Origin of the sequence: Sphingomonas sp., assembly GCF_965248875.1 — a bacterium.
In the GTDB taxonomy this organism is placed as follows: Bacteria; Pseudomonadota; Alphaproteobacteria; order Sphingomonadales; family Sphingomonadaceae; genus Sphingomonas.
The window spans coordinates 1,739,110-1,755,696 of record NZ_CBDFKR010000011.1; the positions used below are offsets into that span (position 1 = coordinate 1,739,110).

The 16,587-nt window shown below is 69.6% G+C and carries 12 protein-coding genes; 4 read left to right on the forward strand and 8 right to left on the reverse strand.

Going from position 1 to position 16,587, the window contains the following annotated elements:
• Window positions 1–9 precede the first annotated feature (9 nt).
• Window positions 10–1,044 (forward strand): HD domain-containing phosphohydrolase, encoded by a 1,035-nt coding sequence (locus tag ACP2AD_RS15695; RefSeq protein ID WP_425230974.1) that lies wholly within the window; start codon window positions 10–12, stop codon window positions 1,042–1,044.
• Here the strand turns inward: ACP2AD_RS15695 and ppc are convergent.
• From ppc to pheS, 6 genes are all read right to left on the reverse strand, one after another.
• Window positions 1,028–3,706: a phosphoenolpyruvate carboxylase gene (gene ppc / locus ACP2AD_RS15700; RefSeq protein ID WP_425230975.1), complete on the reverse strand. Its 2,679-nt coding sequence runs from the start codon at window positions 3,704–3,706 to the stop codon at window positions 1,028–1,030. The genes ACP2AD_RS15695 and ppc overlap by 17 nt on opposite strands.
• Window positions 3,707–3,748: 42 nt before the next feature.
• Window positions 3,749–5,272, reverse strand: a complete 1,524-nt coding sequence (locus ACP2AD_RS15705) for a peptide chain release factor 3 (RefSeq protein WP_425230976.1) — start codon at window positions 5,270–5,272, stop codon at window positions 3,749–3,751.
• Between the two features lie 131 nt (window positions 5,273–5,403).
• Complete coding sequence (locus tag ACP2AD_RS15710; protein ID WP_425230977.1) at window positions 5,404–6,282, reverse strand: aldose 1-epimerase family protein; 879 nt, start codon at window positions 6,280–6,282, stop codon at window positions 5,404–5,406.
• The gene (locus ACP2AD_RS15715; protein WP_425230978.1) at window positions 6,282–6,713 is read right to left on the reverse strand and encodes a hypothetical protein; all 432 of its coding nucleotides are present in this window, start codon (window positions 6,711–6,713) and stop codon (window positions 6,282–6,284) included. The genes ACP2AD_RS15710 and ACP2AD_RS15715 overlap by 1 nt, the downstream gene beginning before the upstream one ends.
• Window positions 6,710–9,142 (reverse strand): phenylalanine--tRNA ligase subunit beta, encoded by a 2,433-nt coding sequence (pheT, locus tag ACP2AD_RS15720; protein ID WP_425230979.1) that lies wholly within the window; start codon window positions 9,140–9,142, stop codon window positions 6,710–6,712. The genes ACP2AD_RS15715 and pheT overlap by 4 nt, the downstream gene beginning before the upstream one ends.
• Window positions 9,139–10,218, reverse strand: a complete 1,080-nt coding sequence (pheS, locus tag ACP2AD_RS15725; RefSeq protein WP_425230980.1) for a phenylalanine--tRNA ligase subunit alpha — start codon at window positions 10,216–10,218, stop codon at window positions 9,139–9,141. The genes pheT and pheS overlap by 4 nt, the downstream gene beginning before the upstream one ends.
• Before the next feature lie 92 nt (window positions 10,219–10,310).
• Here pheS and ACP2AD_RS15730 point away from each other — a divergent pair, with 92 nt between their 5' ends.
• Together ACP2AD_RS15730 and ACP2AD_RS15735 are read left to right on the forward strand one after the other, a co-directional pair.
• Entirely contained in the window at window positions 10,311–12,956 is a 2,646-nt protein-coding gene (locus ACP2AD_RS15730) for a DNA methyltransferase (protein WP_425230981.1), read from the forward strand.
• Window positions 12,896–13,495, forward strand: coding sequence for a hypothetical protein (locus ACP2AD_RS15735; protein WP_425230982.1), 600 nt, complete (start codon window positions 12,896–12,898; stop codon window positions 13,493–13,495). The genes ACP2AD_RS15730 and ACP2AD_RS15735 overlap by 61 nt, the downstream gene beginning before the upstream one ends.
• 183 nt (window positions 13,496–13,678) lie before the next feature.
• Here the strand turns inward: ACP2AD_RS15735 and rplT are convergent, their stop codons facing one another.
• Together rplT and rpmI are read right to left on the reverse strand one after the other, a co-directional pair.
• Window positions 13,679–14,053, reverse strand: a complete 375-nt coding sequence (gene rplT, locus ACP2AD_RS15740) for a 50S ribosomal protein L20 (RefSeq protein WP_425230983.1) — start codon at window positions 14,051–14,053, stop codon at window positions 13,679–13,681.
• A gap of 12 nt (window positions 14,054–14,065) precedes the next feature.
• Window positions 14,066–14,269, reverse strand: a complete 204-nt coding sequence (gene rpmI / locus ACP2AD_RS15745) for a 50S ribosomal protein L35 (RefSeq protein ID WP_425230984.1) — start codon at window positions 14,267–14,269, stop codon at window positions 14,066–14,068.
• Window positions 14,270–14,418: 149 nt separating this feature from the next.
• Here rpmI and ACP2AD_RS15750 point away from each other — a divergent pair, with 149 nt between their 5' ends.
• The gene (locus tag ACP2AD_RS15750) at window positions 14,419–16,572 is read left to right on the forward strand and encodes an AsmA family protein (RefSeq protein ID WP_425230985.1); all 2,154 of its coding nucleotides are present in this window, start codon (window positions 14,419–14,421) and stop codon (window positions 16,570–16,572) included.
• The last annotated feature ends 15 nt before the right edge of the window (window positions 16,573–16,587 follow it).

A 16,587-nucleotide genomic window follows, 5' to 3' on the forward strand; every position in this document is an offset into this window, starting at 1 on the left:
GGAACCGGGATGGCGAGTGCCACTTCCCTTCCCAGCGGCTTCGTGGCGACCGATTGGGGCCGCGCGACGGCGCCGCCGCGCATGCCCGACGGCGCCCCGTCCCGGTCGGCTCAGCCGCGGGCGGAGCTGCCGCCGGCGCGCGAGATGGCCAAGGCCGCGGCGCTGATCGACAAGGCGAAGCAGGTTCTGCGCGCGCAGTTCGACGCGCTGCGCGACGGCCAGCCGATCGACCTGCCGGCGATCAGGCGCCTGACCCGCGACGTGGCGCTGTCGATCAACCGCCACCGTCACGCCGTCATCGGCCTTACCCGCCTGCGCAGCAGCCACGAATACACCTATATCCACTCGATTGCCGTCAGCGCGCTGATGATCGGCCTCGCCCGCGAGTTGGGCCTGCCCGAGGAACAGGTCGCCGCCGCGGGGCTGGCGGGCATGCTCCACGACATCGGCAAGTCGAAAGTGCCGGTCAGCGTCCTCGACAAGCCCGGCCCGCTCTCGTCCGACGAGTGGGTCACGATCAAGACCCATCCCGAACGCGGCGCCGCAATCCTGCGCCGCTTGGGGGAGATGGACCCGATCGTGCTCGACGTCGCGCTCCACCACCATGAACGGCTCGATGGTTCGGGCTATCCGCATGCGCTCAGGGCGGACGAGATCAGCATCCACGCCCGCATCGCCGCGGTCTGCGACGTCTATGACGCGCTGACCTCGCGCCGGGCGTACAAGGAGGCGCGGCCGGCCGCGGCGGTGCTGGAGGTGATGACACGCGCCGTGGGGCAGTTCGACCCGCAAGTGTTGCGCGCGCTGCGGACGCTGATCGGCGCCTTTCCGGCGGGCACGCTGGTGCGGCTGCAGCGCGGGCAGTTGGCGGTGGTAATCAGCGAGGTGCCGGAAAACCCGCTCAGCCCACGGGTCGAGCTGGTCGGCCATGCCGTCAGCGGACGGCCCATCGAGGCCGCGATCTGCGAGACTGCGGGCAACCCAATCGTCGCGGTGGAACGGCCGGAGGACTGGCCGCACCTCGATCTCAGCCAGAGTTCCTGAGCGCGGTCGCGATCGCGTTGATCGAGAGCAGGATGCCGTCGGCGATGCGCGGATCGTCCTCCCCCGTGCGATGCCGCTGCAACAGCTCGACCTGAAGCAGGTTCAGCGGCTCGACATAAGGCAGCCGTAGCCGGATCGACGCATCGAGCCGCGGACTCTTCTCCAGCAGCCGCGACTGCCCGGTGGCGGCGAGCAGCGCCTCGATCGTCCGGGCGTGCTGGTCGGCGATCTGGCCGAACGTGCGGTCGGCGAACGCTCGATCCTCGACCAGCGCAGCATAACGCGCGGCGATGGCGATGTCGGACTTGGCGAGCACCTGCTCCATATTGGCGAGCGTCGTCGCGAACAGCGGCCAGCCCGCCGCCATTTCGGCCAGCAGCCCCTTGTCGGCAAATTCCGCCAGTGCCTGGCCGACTCCGTACCAGCCCGGCAGCATCACCCGCGCCTGCGCCCAGCTGAACACCCAGGGGATCGCGCGCAGGTCCTCGATCCGGTCCGACCGGGTGCGGCTGGCGGGGCGGCTGCCGATGTTGAGGTCCGCGATCTCGCGAACCGGGGTCATCTGGCGAAAAAAGGTGCGGAACCGGTCGTCGCCATAGACCAGGTCGCGATAGGCGGCAAAAGCGGTGGCCGACAGCGACTCCATTGCGGCGGCAAACCGTTCGTTCGCGGCGGGCGAGAGCTGCGGCGGCGCCAACGTCGCGAGCAGCGTGGCAGACGCCATCGCCTCCAGGTTCGCCTCGGCGCTGGCGCGGGTGCCGTATTTGCCCGCGATGACTTCACCTTGTTCGGTGATGCGGATGCGCGCGCCGACCGTGCCGCGTGGCTGCGCGCGGATTGCGGCGAAGGCCGAGCCGCCGCCGCGCCCCACCGCGCCGCCACGGCCGTGGAAGAGCTGCAGCCGCACCCCCGACGCCTCGAACACCGGCAGCAGCGCGGCGGACGCCTTCGACAGCGCCCAGGTCGATGTCAGATAGCCACCGTCCTTGTTCGAGTCCGAATAGCCGATCATTACCTCCTGATCGCCGCGGGCGCGGGTCACCGCGGCGACCTCGGGCAGCGCGAACCAGGCGCGCATGATCGCCGGACCGGCTTCCAGGTCCTCGATCGTCTCGAACAGCGGCACCGCCATGACCGCGGCGGTCGGTAGCGCCCCCTCGCCCCGGCCAGGCCGGTACAGCCCGGCTTCCTTGAGTAGCAGTTGCACCTCCAGCAGGTCGCTGACCGACTTGGTCATGCTGACGATATGCTGGCGAATGCACTCTGGCCCATAGCGGGCATGGGCGGCGGCGGCCGCAGCGGCGATGGCGAGTTCGCCCAGCGTCTCGTCGCTGTAGTTCCCAAAACGGGTACGGAGCGGCCGCGGGCTCGCCAGCTCGCGGCGAAGTGCCGCCACCCGCGCCGGCTCGTCGAGCGCGAGGTAGTCGGGCTCGACGCCCGCCTCGCGCAGCAACTCGGCGGCGACGCGCTCGAGCACCGCCGAGTTCTGGCGCAGGTCGAGCGTCGCGAGGTGGAAGCCGAACAGGTCGACGGCGCGGATCAGCCGTCCCAGCGCCCCGCCGCTCGCCAGTGCGCCGCCGCCGCCCGCGGCCAGCCCGCGGGCGATCGCGACCAGATCGGCGCGCAACGACTGCGGGTCGGCATAGGCCGCGCCGGTCTGCGACCCGGGCCGCGGCGCTGCCCTGCCGGTCAGCGTTAGATGGGTCGCCGCGAGCCGCGCATAGACGCCCGACAGCGCACGGCGGTAGGGCTCGTCCTGGCGGCTCGCGGCGGTGTCGCCGCTCTGTGCCGCCAACCGCAGCACTTCCTCGTCCACCGGCGCCTGCGCCGCCGCTACCGAGAGCTCGGCGCCAAGCGCGTGCACCGCGTCGAGGTAATGGCCGATCGCCGCCTCCGCCGCACGGGCGAGTGCCGTCTGGAGTGAGTCCGCGGTGACGAACGGGTTGCCGTCTCGGTCACCACCGATCCAGCTTCCGGGGCGGAGGAACGAGGGTATTCGCTCGCCCAGCGCCCGGTCCCAGCGCGCATAGAGCGCGGGCAGCGCGGGCAGGAACACGTCACGCAGATAAGAGAGCGCCGTCTCGACCTCGTCGGTTACTACCAGCCGCTCGCGGCGAAGCGCGCGGGTCTGCCACAACAGCGCCACCTGACGGCGGATCGCGTCGTCAACCAGATCGCCGTCGGACGTTTCCGCCGTGCCGGCGTCGCGCAGCGCCATCAGCGCGGCGATGCGGTTGCGGTGGTCGATCATCGACTTGCGCCGAACCTCTGTCGGATGCGCGGTCAGCACCGGCGCGACCAGCGCGTTCGCCAGCGTATCGCGGACCAGCCCCGGATCGACGCCCTCCGCGCGCAAACGACCGAGCGCGCTCGCCAGGTCCGCGCCTTCCTCGGCTACCGCGCCCTGCCGATCCTCGGCCAGGTTGGCGAGCATCGAGAAGAGCATGAAACCGCGCACGACCTCCAGCGTCCGGTCGAGCGGCACCCCGGACAGGTCGGGCATCGCCGCCTCCCCCGCGCGGCGGCGATCGACCGAGGCGCGGCGGATCGCCTCGATCGTCGCATAGGTGTCCTCGCCCGCATAGCCGCGGATCACCTCGCCCAGCATTGCGCCCAAAAACCGGATGTCGGGGTCGTTGGCGATCGGGGGTAGCGCAATCATCGCACGATGCTGCGCCGCAGCGAAGGCGCGGTCAATGCCGCCCTAGCGCTCGCGCGTCGCGGCGAAACGCACCCTTGGGTAGCGGTCCTGGACATAGCCGACCTCCCAGGCCGACTTGGCGAGGAACACCGGATTGCCGTCGCGATCCTTTGCCATCGCGGTGCGATTGAGGTCGGCGAAAGCCTTGAGGTCGGCTGCATCGTCGCTCGACACCCAGCGCGCGGTGTCGAACGGCGCGGGTTCGAGTCCGGCGGCGACCTTGTACTCGGCATCGAGGCGGCTGAGCAGGACGTCGAGCTGGAGCTGGCCGACAACGCCAATGATCCAGTTCGAGCCGATCTCGGGATAGAAGACCTGCGTCACCCCTTCCTCGGCCATATCGTCGAGCGCCTTACGCAGCTGCTTGGTCTTGGTCGGGTCCTTCAGCTGCACGCGGCGCAGGATCTCCGGCGCGAAATTGGGCAGACCGGTGAAACGCACGTCGGCGCGCTCCGAGAGTGTATCGCCGACGCGCAGCGTACCGTGATTGGGGATACCGATAATGTCGCCGGGGTAGGCGAGGTCGGCAAGCTCGCGGTCCTGCGCGAAGAACAGGATCGGCGAATGGACCGCGATCGGCTTGCCGGTGCCAGACGGCGTCAGCTTCATGCCGCGCCGGAATGTCCCCGAGCACAGGCGCATGAAGGCGATTCGGTCACGATGCTGCGGGTCCATATTGGCCTGCACCTTGAAGACGAAGCCCGTGACCTCGTCGGCATCGGGCGGCACGGGCGCGGGCTCGGCGGGTTGCGGCCGCGGCGGCGGGGCGTAGGCGGCGAGTGCGGCGATCAGTTCGGCGGGTCCGAAATCCTTTAGCGCCGAGCCGAAATACACCGGCGTAAGGTCGCCATGCCGGTACGCCTGCGCATCGAACGGCGCGTAGCCGCCCTGCGCCAACTCGACCTCCTCGGCGAAGCGGTGGGACAATGGCGCCGTATCCGTGCGTCCCTGAAACGTCCGGCTCTCGCCATCGGGCCGGGCGACCTGCCCGGAGCCGAGGTCGAGCACGCCTTCGAACTCGCCCCCCATCCCGATCGGCCAGTTCATCGGGGCAACGTCGAGCGCTAGCACGTCGGCGATCTCGTCGAGCAGCTCGAACGGGGCGCGCCCTTCGCGGTCAACCTTGTTGACGAAGGTGATGATCGGCACCGAGCGCAGGCGACAGACCTCGAACAGCTTGCGGGTCTGCGCCTCGATGCCCCGCGCCGCATCGATCACCATCACGGCGGAGTCGACCGCGGTGAGAGTGCGGTAGGTATCCTCGCTGAAATCCTCGTGCCCCGGCGTGTCGAGCAGGTTGAAGGTGACGCCGTCCTTCTCGAACGTCATCACCGAGCTGGTCACGGAGATGCCGCGCTGCTGCTCAATCTTCATCCAGTCGGAGCGCGCGCGCCGGTTCTGCCCCCGCGCCTTGACCTCGCCGGCGAGATGGATCGCGCCGCCGACATGAAGCAGCTTCTCGGTCAAGGTCGTCTTGCCCGCGTCGGGATGCGAAATGATCGCGAAGGTGCGGCGGGAGGAGGTCATCGTCATCCCTGATAGCCGGGTGGCCGAAGTTGTCTAAGTTGCCGCACATGCGATTATTTGCGTCGTCGGTTCAGGCGCCGCACGGCGACGGTGCGATGGCGCCTGTGGCACAGCGAGGTCCTGTAGGACAGCTATTCCGTCAGCGTCACGCGCATGCCGATCCGCTGGCTGCCGCCCGGGGGGACCAGGAACACGCCTGGTTTGTCGCGCAACTCGCCGGTGAAGCCGGCCGGGTCGGCAATGCCGTGCCACGGCTCGATGCACACATAGTGCGCGCCCGGCTTGGTCCAGATGCCCAGCCGGGGGGTGTCGGGGAAGGCGACGGTCAACTGCGGGCCGGACGCGGCGCCGTAACCGACCTGCTGCGAGCGGACCGGGTCCCACACCAGCGCATCGTCGGTGAACAGCTCATCGCACAGGACCAGCTCGCGGCCGTGGAGCGGACTGGGCCGCGGTTCCGGGTCGATCAGGCCGTCGGGCTGCACGCGTCGCAGTTGCTGGTCCTCGTCCGCCGCAAAGGCAATGCGGTGCTCGGCGCGCGGCAGGCCGTAGGGAAGCGGCCAGGCAAACGCGGGGTGAAAACCGAACTGTGCGGGCATCTCGATCGCGCCGCAATTCGCGATCCGCGCCTCGACCGCCAGCGTCGCACCATCGAGCGCGAAGCTCAGCTCCAGCCTGAAGGCAAAGGGATAGGCGGCGCGGGTCTCTGCGTTATCCTCCAGCGCGAAGATGGCGCGCGACGGCTCGGCGGCGGCAACCGCGAACCGTGACCGGCGCGCGAAGCCGTGCTTCGCCATTGGATAATCGCGCCCTTCAACCCGCACGACACCGCCATTGGTCGTGCCGATCACCGGGAACAGGATCGGCGCGCGCCCGGTCCAGAAAGCGGGGTCGGCGTCGGTCATCAGCTCACGGCCGGCGGCGTCCTGGAGCGACGACAGCTCCGCCCCGAACGGATTGATCGCTGCGGTAAGGCAATCGCTCGCGATCGTGACCCACGCGTCGGTCATCAATCCTCCACCTCGAAGCTGCGCGGCACGTCAAGGTGCCAGCGCTCGCCGTCCCATCTATCCTCGCCGTCATCGCCCCAGTGGATCAGCGTCCCCGCCGGACAGCCGAGGTCGGGCAAATGAAGCCGCATCAGCGCGCGCGCGCCACCGACGTCGGTCGCGTCGATCTCCAGTACGGTGAATACGGTCTCGTGCTCGCCATCCTCGTCGGCTTCGTCGTCCGCGGCATAGAGCATGCCGCCGCCAGCGTCGCAGCCTACGCCTGCCAACCGCAACTCCGCGTCGATCGCGACGCCGTAGCGATAGTGGCGGTCGACCGGGTCCATATCGACCGGGAACAGCACCGCCATGTCGGCGCCGGGGTCGGGGTCGGCGAGGAGCGGCGCGGCGTCGCTGAGCAGGCGCGCGATCAGGGCGTCGGCGCCCTTCACGTGCGCAGGCTCGCGCCCTGTTTCGCCGCGGCGGCGACGATCCGGTCAGCGATCGCCTTGAGTTCGGCCTCTACGAATGCCTTGTCGCCGGGTTGCAGCGTCACCTCAACCGCCATCGACTGGTCGCCACCCTCCTCTTTCGCCCGGGCGAAGACGTCGAACACGCGGGCCGCGACGATCGCCGCCTTGTCGGCGCCGCGGACCGCGCGGACCAGCGCCTCGGCGGTCAGGTCCGCGGGCACGGTGAATGCGAAGTCGCGGCGTACCGGCTGTAGAACGGGCGGCGCATAGGGAAGACGCGCGGTTCCGGCCGCCCGCCGCGCCGGGATCGCGTCGAGGTACAGCTCCGCCGCGGCGACCGGGGCGTCGAGATCGAACGCCTTAAGGGTCGCCGGATGGAGAAGACCGACGCGCGCCAGCACCGTCTTCGGCCCGAGCCGCAGCGTCGCCGACTGGCCGGGGTGCCACGCCTCGCCCGCCTCACCCATCACCTGAAGGTTGTCGACGGGCGCACCCGCCGCGGCGAGCAGCGCCAGCGCCTCCGCCTTAGCGTCGAAGGCGTCGAACGCCGCCGCCTTGCCGTCACGCCACCCGCGCACGCGCTTGTCGCCTGCCAGCACCAGCCCCAGCGTCAGCGGCTCCGCATCCGCCACATAGCGCCGCCCGATCTCGAACAGCCGCGTCGCGCCCGCGCCGCGCCGGACATCGCGCGCCGCCGCGGCGAGCAGCCCGGGAAGCAGCGACGGGCGCATCGCCTTCAGCTCCTCGCTGATCGGGTTGGCGACAACCCAGGCGGCGCCGCCGAACGCGTCGGCCTGTTCTTCCGGGACGAAGCTCCAGGTCACCGCCTCATCCAGCCCGCGCGCGGCGGCGGCGCGGCGGACGCGGCGCTCCAGCTTCTGCGCGGGCGTGGCGACGGGCGGCGCGACGCCGGGCGGGCGGTCGAGCGGCATCGACGGGACATGGTCGATCCCGGCGATGCGGATCACCTCCTCGACCAGGTCGGCGGGGCCGTCGATGTCGGGACGCCAGCTCGGCACGGTAACGGGCCAGGGCCGCTGGATCGTCGCGAACAGGGCGTCGGTATAGGCGTCGGGATGGTCGATCGCGCCCATCGTGCAGCCGAGCGACAGCAGGATACGCGCCTGTCTCCCGGGCGGAACGGCAAGGCCGCCAAGGTCGCGCGCCAGATGCGGGTCGTAGATCACCGCGCGCCGCTGGAGCGGCGGCTCGCCGCTGCGGGTGACGGCCGACGGCGCGCCGCCACAGGCATCGAGCACCAGCCGCGTCGCGATCGCCAGCCCCTCGTCCAGGAACGCCGGATCGACGCCGCGTTCGAACCGCTGGCGCGCGTCGCTGGTCAGCTGCAGCGCCTGTCCCGTCCGCGCGATCGCACCGGGCGCGAAATAGGCGCATTCGATCAGCACGTCGGTGGTCGACGCCGACACGCCGGACGCCATGCCGCCCATGATGCCGCCGATGTCGTGGACGCCCGCGTCATCGGCGATCACCGTCATTCCCGGCGCCAGGTCATAGGTGCGGCCGTTGAGCGCCTCGACGCTTTCACCCGTTCGCGCGCGGCGGGCGACGAGCGCGCTGGTCAGCTTCGCGCGGTCATAGACGTGGAGCGGCCGGCCGAGGTCGACCGACACGAAGTTGGTGATGTCGACCAGTGCGGAGATCGGCTTCTGCCCGATCGCCTGAAGGTAGCGCCGCATCCACGCCGGCGCGTCGCCGTTGCGCACCCCCGCGACGGCCTGCGCGTAGAAGGCGGGGCAGCCGTCCGGATCGTCGGTCCGGACGTCAGGCGCCGGGCCGGCGCCCTCGACCGGGTGCGTGTCGACGCGACACGCCTCGGCGAGCGGCTTGAGCTTGCCCAGCCCTGCCGCCGCCAGGTCGCGCGCGATGCCGCGGACACCCATGCAATCGGGCCGGTTGGGTGTCACCGCGACCTCGATCATCGGATCGGCCAGCCCGGCATAATCGGCGTAGCTCGTACCCACGGGCGCGTCGGCGGGCAGGTCGATGATGCCGTCATGGCCTTCACCGATCTCCAGCTCGCGCGCGGAACACATCATGCCGTTCGATTCGACGCCGCGAATGCTCGCGACCTTCAGCGTGATGCCGGACCCCGGGACGTACGCGCCCGGCGCACCGAACACCCCGACCAGCCCGGCGCGCGCGTTGGGCGCGCCGCAGACGACCTGCAGCGGTCCGTCCCCGGCGTCGACCTGCAACACCTGCAGCTTGTCGGCCTGCGGGTGACGCTCCGCCGACAACACGCGCGCGATGCGGAACGGGGCGAGCGCCACGCCGGGATTGTGGACGCCTTCCACCTCCAGCCCGACCCGCGTCAGCGCATCGGTCACGTCGTCCAGTGTCGCATCGGTCAACAGATGCTGTTTCAGCCAGGACAGGGTGAACTTCATGGGGAAACCCCCGCCGAGAGCGTCGGCACGTCGAGCGCGGAGAAGCCGTAATGGCGCAGCCAGCGGCCGTCGGCCTCGAAAAAGGGGCGCAGATCATCCATGCCGTATTTCAGCATCGCCAGCCGGTCGACGCCCACCCCGAACGCGAAGCCCTGCCACTCGGTGGGGTCAACACCGGCATTGGCGAGGACGCGCGGGTGGACCATGCCGGAGCCGAGCAGCTCCATCCATCCTTCGCTGCCGCCGAGCGCCCGCTTGCCGTTGCGCATCGTCCAGCCGACATCGACCTCCGCCGACGGCTCGGTGAAGGGGAAGAAGCTGGGACGCAGCCTGAGCACGATGTCGTCGCGCTCGAAGAACGCCTTGAGGAACGTCTCCAGCGTCCACTTCAGATGCCCGAGCGTGATGCCGCGATCGACCACCAGCCCCTCGATCTGATGGAACATCGGCGTGTGGGTCGCGTCCCAGTCGGAGCGATAGACGCGCCCCGGCGCGATGATGCGCAGCGGCGGCTTCTGCGCGAGCATGGCCCTGATCTGCACCGGGCTGGTGTGGGTTCGCAGCACGTGCCGCTCGCCCTGGCCGTCCGTTCGCTCGACGTAGAAGGTGTCGTGCATCGCGCGCGCGGGATGGGTCTCCGGGATGTTGAGCGCGGTGAAATTGTGCCAGTCGTCCTCGATCTCCGGCCCGGTCGCGACCGCGAAGCCCAGGTCGGCGAAGATCTCGGCAAGCTCGTCCATCACCTGGCTGACCGGATGGATCGAGCCGGTCGCGGCGAGATCGACGGGCAACGTCATGTCGACGCGCTCGCCCGCCAGCCTGGCGTCGAGCGCCGCCGTCTCCAGCACCGCCTTGCGCGCCGCCAGCGCACCCGCCACCGCCTCGCGCAGCGCATGAATGCGCGGCCCCTCGGCCTGGCGCTGGCCGGGGGTCATCGCGCCCAGCGTCTTGAGCCGCTGCGTCACCACGCCCTGCTTGCCGAGCGCATGGACGCGGCACGTCTCCAGCGCGTCGAGCCCGGCCGCGGCGTCGATCGCGGTCAGGAGGTGGGTCTGGAGGTCGTCGATGTCGCTCATCGCCGGCGCGATAGCCGCGCGCGGGCGGAGCGCCAAGGGCGGGCGCGACGCGCGCTTGCCCCGCGCCGGGCGGCAGGGCAGAGGCCGACGCGGTGACCCCCCACGATTTCCTGACCAAATGGCGTGGCGCCGAGCTGAAGGAGCGCAGCGGGTCGCAGAGCCATTTCAACGACCTGTGCGTGCTGCTCGGCCTAGCCAACCCGGCGGCGGCGGACCGGAAGGGTGAATGGTTCACCTTCGAGAAGGGCGCGAGCAAGACCGGCGGCGGAGAGGGCTGGGCCGATGTCTGGCGGCGCGATTGCTTCGCGTGGGAGTATAAGGGACCCGGCAAGGATCTGGACCGCGCGCTGCAACAGCTGCTGCGCTATGCCCGCAGCCTGGAGAACCCGCCGCTGCTGATCGTCAGCGACATGACGGTGATCCGGGTCCACACCAATTTCACCAACACGGTGGAGGAGGTGCACCTCTTCACGCTGGACGATCTGCTCGACGGCGACAAGCGCGAGCGGCTGAAACAGGCGTTCATCGATCCCGACGCCTTCCGCCCCGCCAAGACCCGCGCGATGCTGACCGAGCAGGTCGCGCGCGAGTTCGCGACCCTGGCGCAGCGGCTGCGCGATCGGGGGCACGAGGCGACGGCCGTCGCCCATTTCGTCGTCCGCTGCGCCTTCTGCATGTTCGCAGAGGATGTCGAGCTGCTGCCGAACAAGATGTTCGAGCGGCTGGTCGCCGAAAGCCGCCGCAACCCCGATGAGTTCGTCGAGCTGGCGGGCGATCTGTTCCGGCTGATGCGCACCGGCGGGCGGCTGGGGCTGGAGCGCGTCGCCTGGTTCAACGGCGGGCTGTTCGACGACGACGTCGCGCTGCCGCTCAACCGCGTCGACCTCGACCTGCTGCACGACGCCTGCAAGCAGCATTGGGCGGAGATCGACCCGTCGATCCTGGGCACGCTGTTCGAGCGCGGGCTCGACCCCGGCAAGCGCAGCCAGCTGGGCGCGCACTATACCGACCGCGCCAAGATCGAGCTGATCGTCGACCCGACCATCGCCGGGCCGCTGACGGCGGAGTGGGTGGGCCTGCGCGACCGCGTCACCGCCGAGGTCGAGGCGGCGGAGACGACGGCGGCGGCGTTGCGCGAGCGCGCGGGCGTGCATGGCGAGCTGAAGGCCGAGGTTCGCGAGCTGGAGGGCGCGCTCGCCAGGGGCCGCCAGCCAGACCTGTTCCCCGACGCGCCGCGCCGCAAGCTGGTCCGCGAGCTGGACGCGCTGGCGGCCGAGGTGCGCGCCGCGACCGCGCGGGTGCGGGCGGCGCGGGCGGCGGTGCGCGCGGCGCGCGACGGCTTCATGGCGAAGCTGCGCGCGTTCCGCGTGCTCGACCCGGCGTGCGGGTCGGGCAATTTCCTCTACGTCGCGCTGAAGCTGCTCAAGGACATCGAGCATCGCGTCAATGTCGACGCGGAGGCGCTGGGCGTGCCGGTGGTGACGCCCGAGGTCGGGCCGGCGAACGTGCTGGGCATCGAATTGAACCCCTTCGCCGCCGAGCTGGCGCGGACCAGCGTGTGGATCGGCGACATCCAGTGGATGCGCAAGAACGGCTTCGAGCCGTCGCGCGACCCGGTGCTGAAGCCGCTGACGACGATCGAGTGCAGGGATGCGGTGCTGAGTGAGCTTGATCCTCCCCAGCTTGCTGGGGAGGGGGACCATGCGAAGCATGGTGGAGGGGCGGCCGATCCGGGCGAGCGGCTTGTGGCGGACGCCCCTCCACCACTCGCCTCCGGCGAGCGGTCCCCCTCCCCCTCCGGGGGAGGATCAAGACGAGCCGCTTGGCCGGCCGCCGACGTCATCATCGGCAACCCGCCATTCCTCGGCAACAAGAAGATGATCGCCGAACTGGGCGAAGACTATACGCGCGCGCTGCGTGCCACCTATCCGGAGGTGCCGGGCGGCGTCGATCTCGTATGCTATTGGTTCGCCAAGGCGTGGGCTGCAATCGTGGCGGGAAGGACACAGCGCAGCGGACTAGTTTCTACTCAGAGCATTCGGCGTGGTACGAACCGGAAAGTGCTCCAGCCGGTCGTAGATGAGGGCCGCATATTCTACGCTCTCAGCGATGAAGAATGGACTGTCGAAGGTGCTGACGTCCGCGTTTCGCTGATCTGCTTTGGGCGCGACCGGTCTGGCCTCAGCACTCTCGACCGGCAATCGGTGGCGCGGATCGGAGCGGACCTAAGTAGCGATGGCGATGGTAGGCGTCCGAACATATTGCAGACCAATCTGCACGTTGCGGGCCAAGGAACAATCAGCGGCGGCCCCTTCGAGGTGCCGCCCTCCGTTGCACGCAGGATGCTAGCCGCCCCGCTCAACCCTAATCTTCAGAGCAATAGCGCGGTTGTCCGCCCGTGGCGCAACGGTGACGACCTGACCGACCGGCCAGCGGATTGGTGGATTATAGATTTCGGATCAACTCTGGCGTTGGATGACGCTGCTCTATTTGAACTGCCATTGCTGTACTGCGAGACGCGTGGGCCGAGGCGCAGTCTCGCCGCGAGGAGGCAGGCGAACGACTGCTCCGTAAGGGTGAAGCAAAGAGCGCGGCGCGCTGGTGGATACTTCAGAGGCGACGCAATCGACTACTCACAGCGTTGCAAGGGCAGACTCGGTATCTTGCTACCCCTCGGGTGTCCAAACACCGGTTCTTCGTCTGGCTTGAGGCGCAAATCGTTCCAGACACTCGCCTAGTCGCGTTCCGCAGAGAGGACGATACCTTCGCCGGTGTCCTGCACTCGAAGCTGCATGAACTCTGGTCGCTCAGGTTTGGCGGCAGACATGGTGTCGGTAACGATCCCGAATACCTACATACTGCGACCTTCGAGACCTTCCCCTTCCCCGAAGGCCTGACGCCCGACATCCCCGCCGCCGCCTATGCCGGCGGCCCGCGCGCACAGGCGATCGCCGCCGCCGCCGCGCGGCTGAACGAACTGCGCGAGAACTGGCTCAACCCCGCCGACCTCGTCGTCCGCAAGGCCGAGGTGGTGCCGGGCTATCCCGACCGCCTGCTGCCGCGCGACGAGGCGGCGGCGCGGTTGCTCAAGGGGCGGACGCTCACCAATCTCTACAACGCGCGCCCGGCCTGGCTCGCCAATGCTCATGCCGCGCTCGATGCGGCAGTGGCCGGCGCCTATGGCTGGGGCGAGGAATGGCGCGCCGGCATGAGCGACGACGCGGTGCTGGCCCGGCTGTTCGCGCTCAATCAGGCGCGCGCGGGGGTGGGCGGGTAGCTCCTGTCCGCCGGATGTGACGAGCCGGTCAGGTCAGACGCCTGGCTGAACTCCTCTCCATTTGGGAGAGGAAGGGGCCCGCTCGCGAAGCGAGTGGGAAGGTGAGGGTGAGCGGCGAACCTGATCGCCCTCACCCTTCCGCGCCTTCGGCGCCCCCTCCCTCTCCCGATGGGAGAGGGAAAGTCAGGCCGCCGCCTGCTGCTGCGGCAGCGCCGCCTTCGCCTGCGCGATGATGGCGCCGAACGCCGCCTCCTCGTGCATCGCGATGTCGGCCAAGACCTTCCGGTCGAGCTCGACGCCCGCCAGCTTCAGCCCGTGCATGAACTGCGAATAGGTCAGCCCCGCGGCGCGGACGCCCGCGTTGATGCGCTGGATCCACAGGCCGCGGAAGGTGCGCTTCTTCACCTTGCGGTCGCGATAGGCGTACTGGCCGGCCTTTTCGACCGCCTGCCGCGCGACACGGATCGTGTTCTTGCGGCGGCCGCGATAGCCCTTGGCCTGTTCCAGGATGTTCTTGTGCTTGGCGCGGGTGGTTACACCCCGTTTGACGCGTGCCATCTATTCAGCTCCTCAACCCAGACCGTACGGCGCCCAGGCCTTCACCGTCGCGGTGTCGGCCTTCGACAGCACCGTGGTGCCGCGATTCTGGCGGATGTACTTGCCGTTGTGGCTGATGAGCCGGTGGCGCTTGCCGGCGACGCCGTGCTTCAGCATCCCCGACGCGGTGAGCTTGAAGCGCTTCTTGACGCCGCTCTTGGTCTTGAGCTTGGGCATTTTGGTCCTTTCGTTTCGAGCGGGACTGGAACGGCCGCGGCAGCCCTGATGGCCGGGCCGTTGTGGACGCCTCGCTGCGTGAAGCGGCGGCCCGTAGCGGCATCGCCGCGGCTTTGCAACCGAATCGCTTGCGCAACGGTTGAGCGGAGATGGATGTGACGACCTCGCGTGAGGAGGCGTCGACCAGCGCCGGGACCACGGCGCCGCCGCGTCGCCGCCTCCTCCCCTTCGCCCTGACGCGGCCGTGGCGTATCGCGCGCAACATCGCGCTGACCGTCCTTGCGGTGCTGGCGGTGATCTGGCTGGTGCTGTTTGTCACCAGGGGGCGCTTCCTCAAACCGGCGTTCCAGTCGGTGGTCGGCAGGATGCTGCACCGCGACGTGCGGGTGCGCGGCGACTTCCAGCTGTATTTCGCGCCGTGGACGATCAAGTTCCTGGCCGACGGCCTGACGGTCTCGAACCCTGCCTGGACGACGCGGCCGAACCTGTTCCAGGCGGCGCATGCCGAGGCGCGGATCGCACCGCTGTCGCTGCTGTTCGGAACGAAGCATCTGCGCTGGATCGAGCTGCGCGGCGCGGCGCTCGACATGGAATGGAACGGCGGGCACACCACCAACAGCTGGACATTCAGCGACAAGAAGGGCGGCGAGCCTTTCCACCTGCCGCGCATCGACCGCGCGGCCGTCACCGGCACGACGCTGCGCTATCGCGACCCGAAGCTGCGCGTTCTTGCCGATCTTGCGGTCGACGACATCACCGCGCTCGACAAGCGGATCGGGCGCGCGGTCGGGCTGCACGGCGGCGGCACGCTCAGGACGACGCCGTTCCGGGTCGAAGCGCAGCTGCTGTCTCCCGATGCGACCGCGCGCAATGGCGAGAACAGGCTCGCGGCGCATCTGTGGGCGGCGAACAATGTCGTCGATGTCGACGGCACGCTGCCGAGCCTGGCGGAGGTGGAGGATGTGCCGCTGCAGGTGCGGGCGCATGGCCGCAACATTGCGGAGCTGCTGGAGATCATCGGCGTCGTGCTGCCTCAAACCCGGGCCTATGCCTTGCGCGGACAGCTGGTGAAGCATGGGGAGGAGTATCGCTTTACCCACATCACCGGCCGCGCGGGCGATACCGATCTTGCCGGGCGGCTGACGGTCACCAATGGTGCGCGGCTCCACCTCGACAGCGTGATGACGACGCGCAGCCTCGACATCGTCGATGCCGCCCCCCTTATCGGCTACAACCCCGACATCGTCGCCACCCGCGGGGCGGTGGCGGCGGCGGCGGCGACCGGCGCCGCGCCGCAGCGGATCATGCCCGACGCGCGCTTCCCGGTCGAGACGATGCGGCAGTTCGACGCCGACCTGCACTGGACGGTCACGGCCGTGCGCTCGCGCAACCTGCCGGTCAGCAATGTCGACCTGACGCTCGATCTGACCGCGGGCAAGCTGACGCTGTCGCCTTTGACATTCGACATGGCGCGCGGGCATGTCGCGTCCGATCTCGTCTTCGACACGCGGCCGCGGCCCAGCGCGGTCAGCTATGACATCCGCCTGTCGCCCACGCCGCTCGGGCGGTTGCTGGCGGGCTATGGCGTCGCGGAGTCGGGGACCAGCGGCACGATCAAGGGCCGCATCCAGCTCGCCGGACGCGGCGACACGATCCATGCATCGCTCAGCAGCGCGAGCGGCCGGATCGCCTTCATCCTGCCCGGCGGCACCTTCTGGACGCGCAACGTCCAGCTATCCGAACTCGATCTCGGCACCTTTGTCTTCAAGATGTTCCAGAAGAAGCTGAAGGAACCGGTGCGGATCAACTGTGGCCTGATCGGCTTCACCGTCCGCAACGGCGTCGCCGCGGCGGACCCGATCCTGATCGACACGCAGAAGAATGTGATGCTCGGCCGCGGCGGATTCAGCTTCCGGACGGAGGCGCTCGACCTCGCGTTCCGGGCGGACGGCAAGCGCTTCTCGCTCTTCTCCGGCCAGTCGCCGGTCGCGATCAACGGCGTGTTCGCGCGGCCGGGCTTCAACGTCATCAGCCCACAGCTGCTGGAACGCGCCGGCGCCGGTCTGGGCCTGGCGCTGGTTGCGACGCCGCTTGCGGGCATCCTGGCGTTCGTCGACGTCGGCGACGCGAAGTCGGCCGCGTGCGGTCCGGTACTGGCGGGCGCGACGGCGGCAGCGCAGCGCGATACGCACGGACGGCCGCGCGATGACGTCGGCCATGGGACGACCGCGACGGCCGAGAACGGGCGGCGTTCCCCCGGCGAACGGCGGCAGCAACGGCACCGGTTCCTGGGCATCTTCTGACGCTGTTGCGCTGCG

Excerpts from the sequence above, each read along its gene's own strand:
- pheT (WP_425230979.1), bottom strand. The coding sequence starts at position 9,142 with ATGAAGTTCACCCTGTCCTGGCTGAAACAGCATCTGTTGACCGATGCG.
- ACP2AD_RS15695 (WP_425230974.1), top strand. The coding sequence starts at position 10 with ATGGCGAGTGCCACTTCCCTTCCCAGCGGCTTCGTGGCGACCGATTGG.
- rplT (WP_425230983.1), bottom strand. The coding sequence starts at position 14,053 with ATGGCACGCGTCAAACGGGGTGTAACCACCCGCGCCAAGCACAAGAAC.
- pheS (WP_425230980.1), bottom strand. The coding sequence starts at position 10,218 with ATGAGCGACATCGACGACCTCCAGACCCACCTCCTGACCGCGATCGAC.
- rpmI (WP_425230984.1), bottom strand. The coding sequence starts at position 14,269 with ATGCCCAAGCTCAAGACCAAGAGCGGCGTCAAGAAGCGCTTCAAGCTC.
- ACP2AD_RS15750 (WP_425230985.1), top strand. The coding sequence starts at position 14,419 with ATGGATGTGACGACCTCGCGTGAGGAGGCGTCGACCAGCGCCGGGACC.
- ACP2AD_RS15710 (WP_425230977.1), bottom strand. The coding sequence starts at position 6,282 with ATGACCGACGCGTGGGTCACGATCGCGAGCGATTGCCTTACCGCAGCG.
- ppc (WP_425230975.1), bottom strand. The coding sequence starts at position 3,706 with ATGATTGCGCTACCCCCGATCGCCAACGACCCCGACATCCGGTTTTTG.
- ACP2AD_RS15705 (WP_425230976.1), bottom strand. The coding sequence starts at position 5,272 with ATGACCTCCTCCCGCCGCACCTTCGCGATCATTTCGCATCCCGACGCG.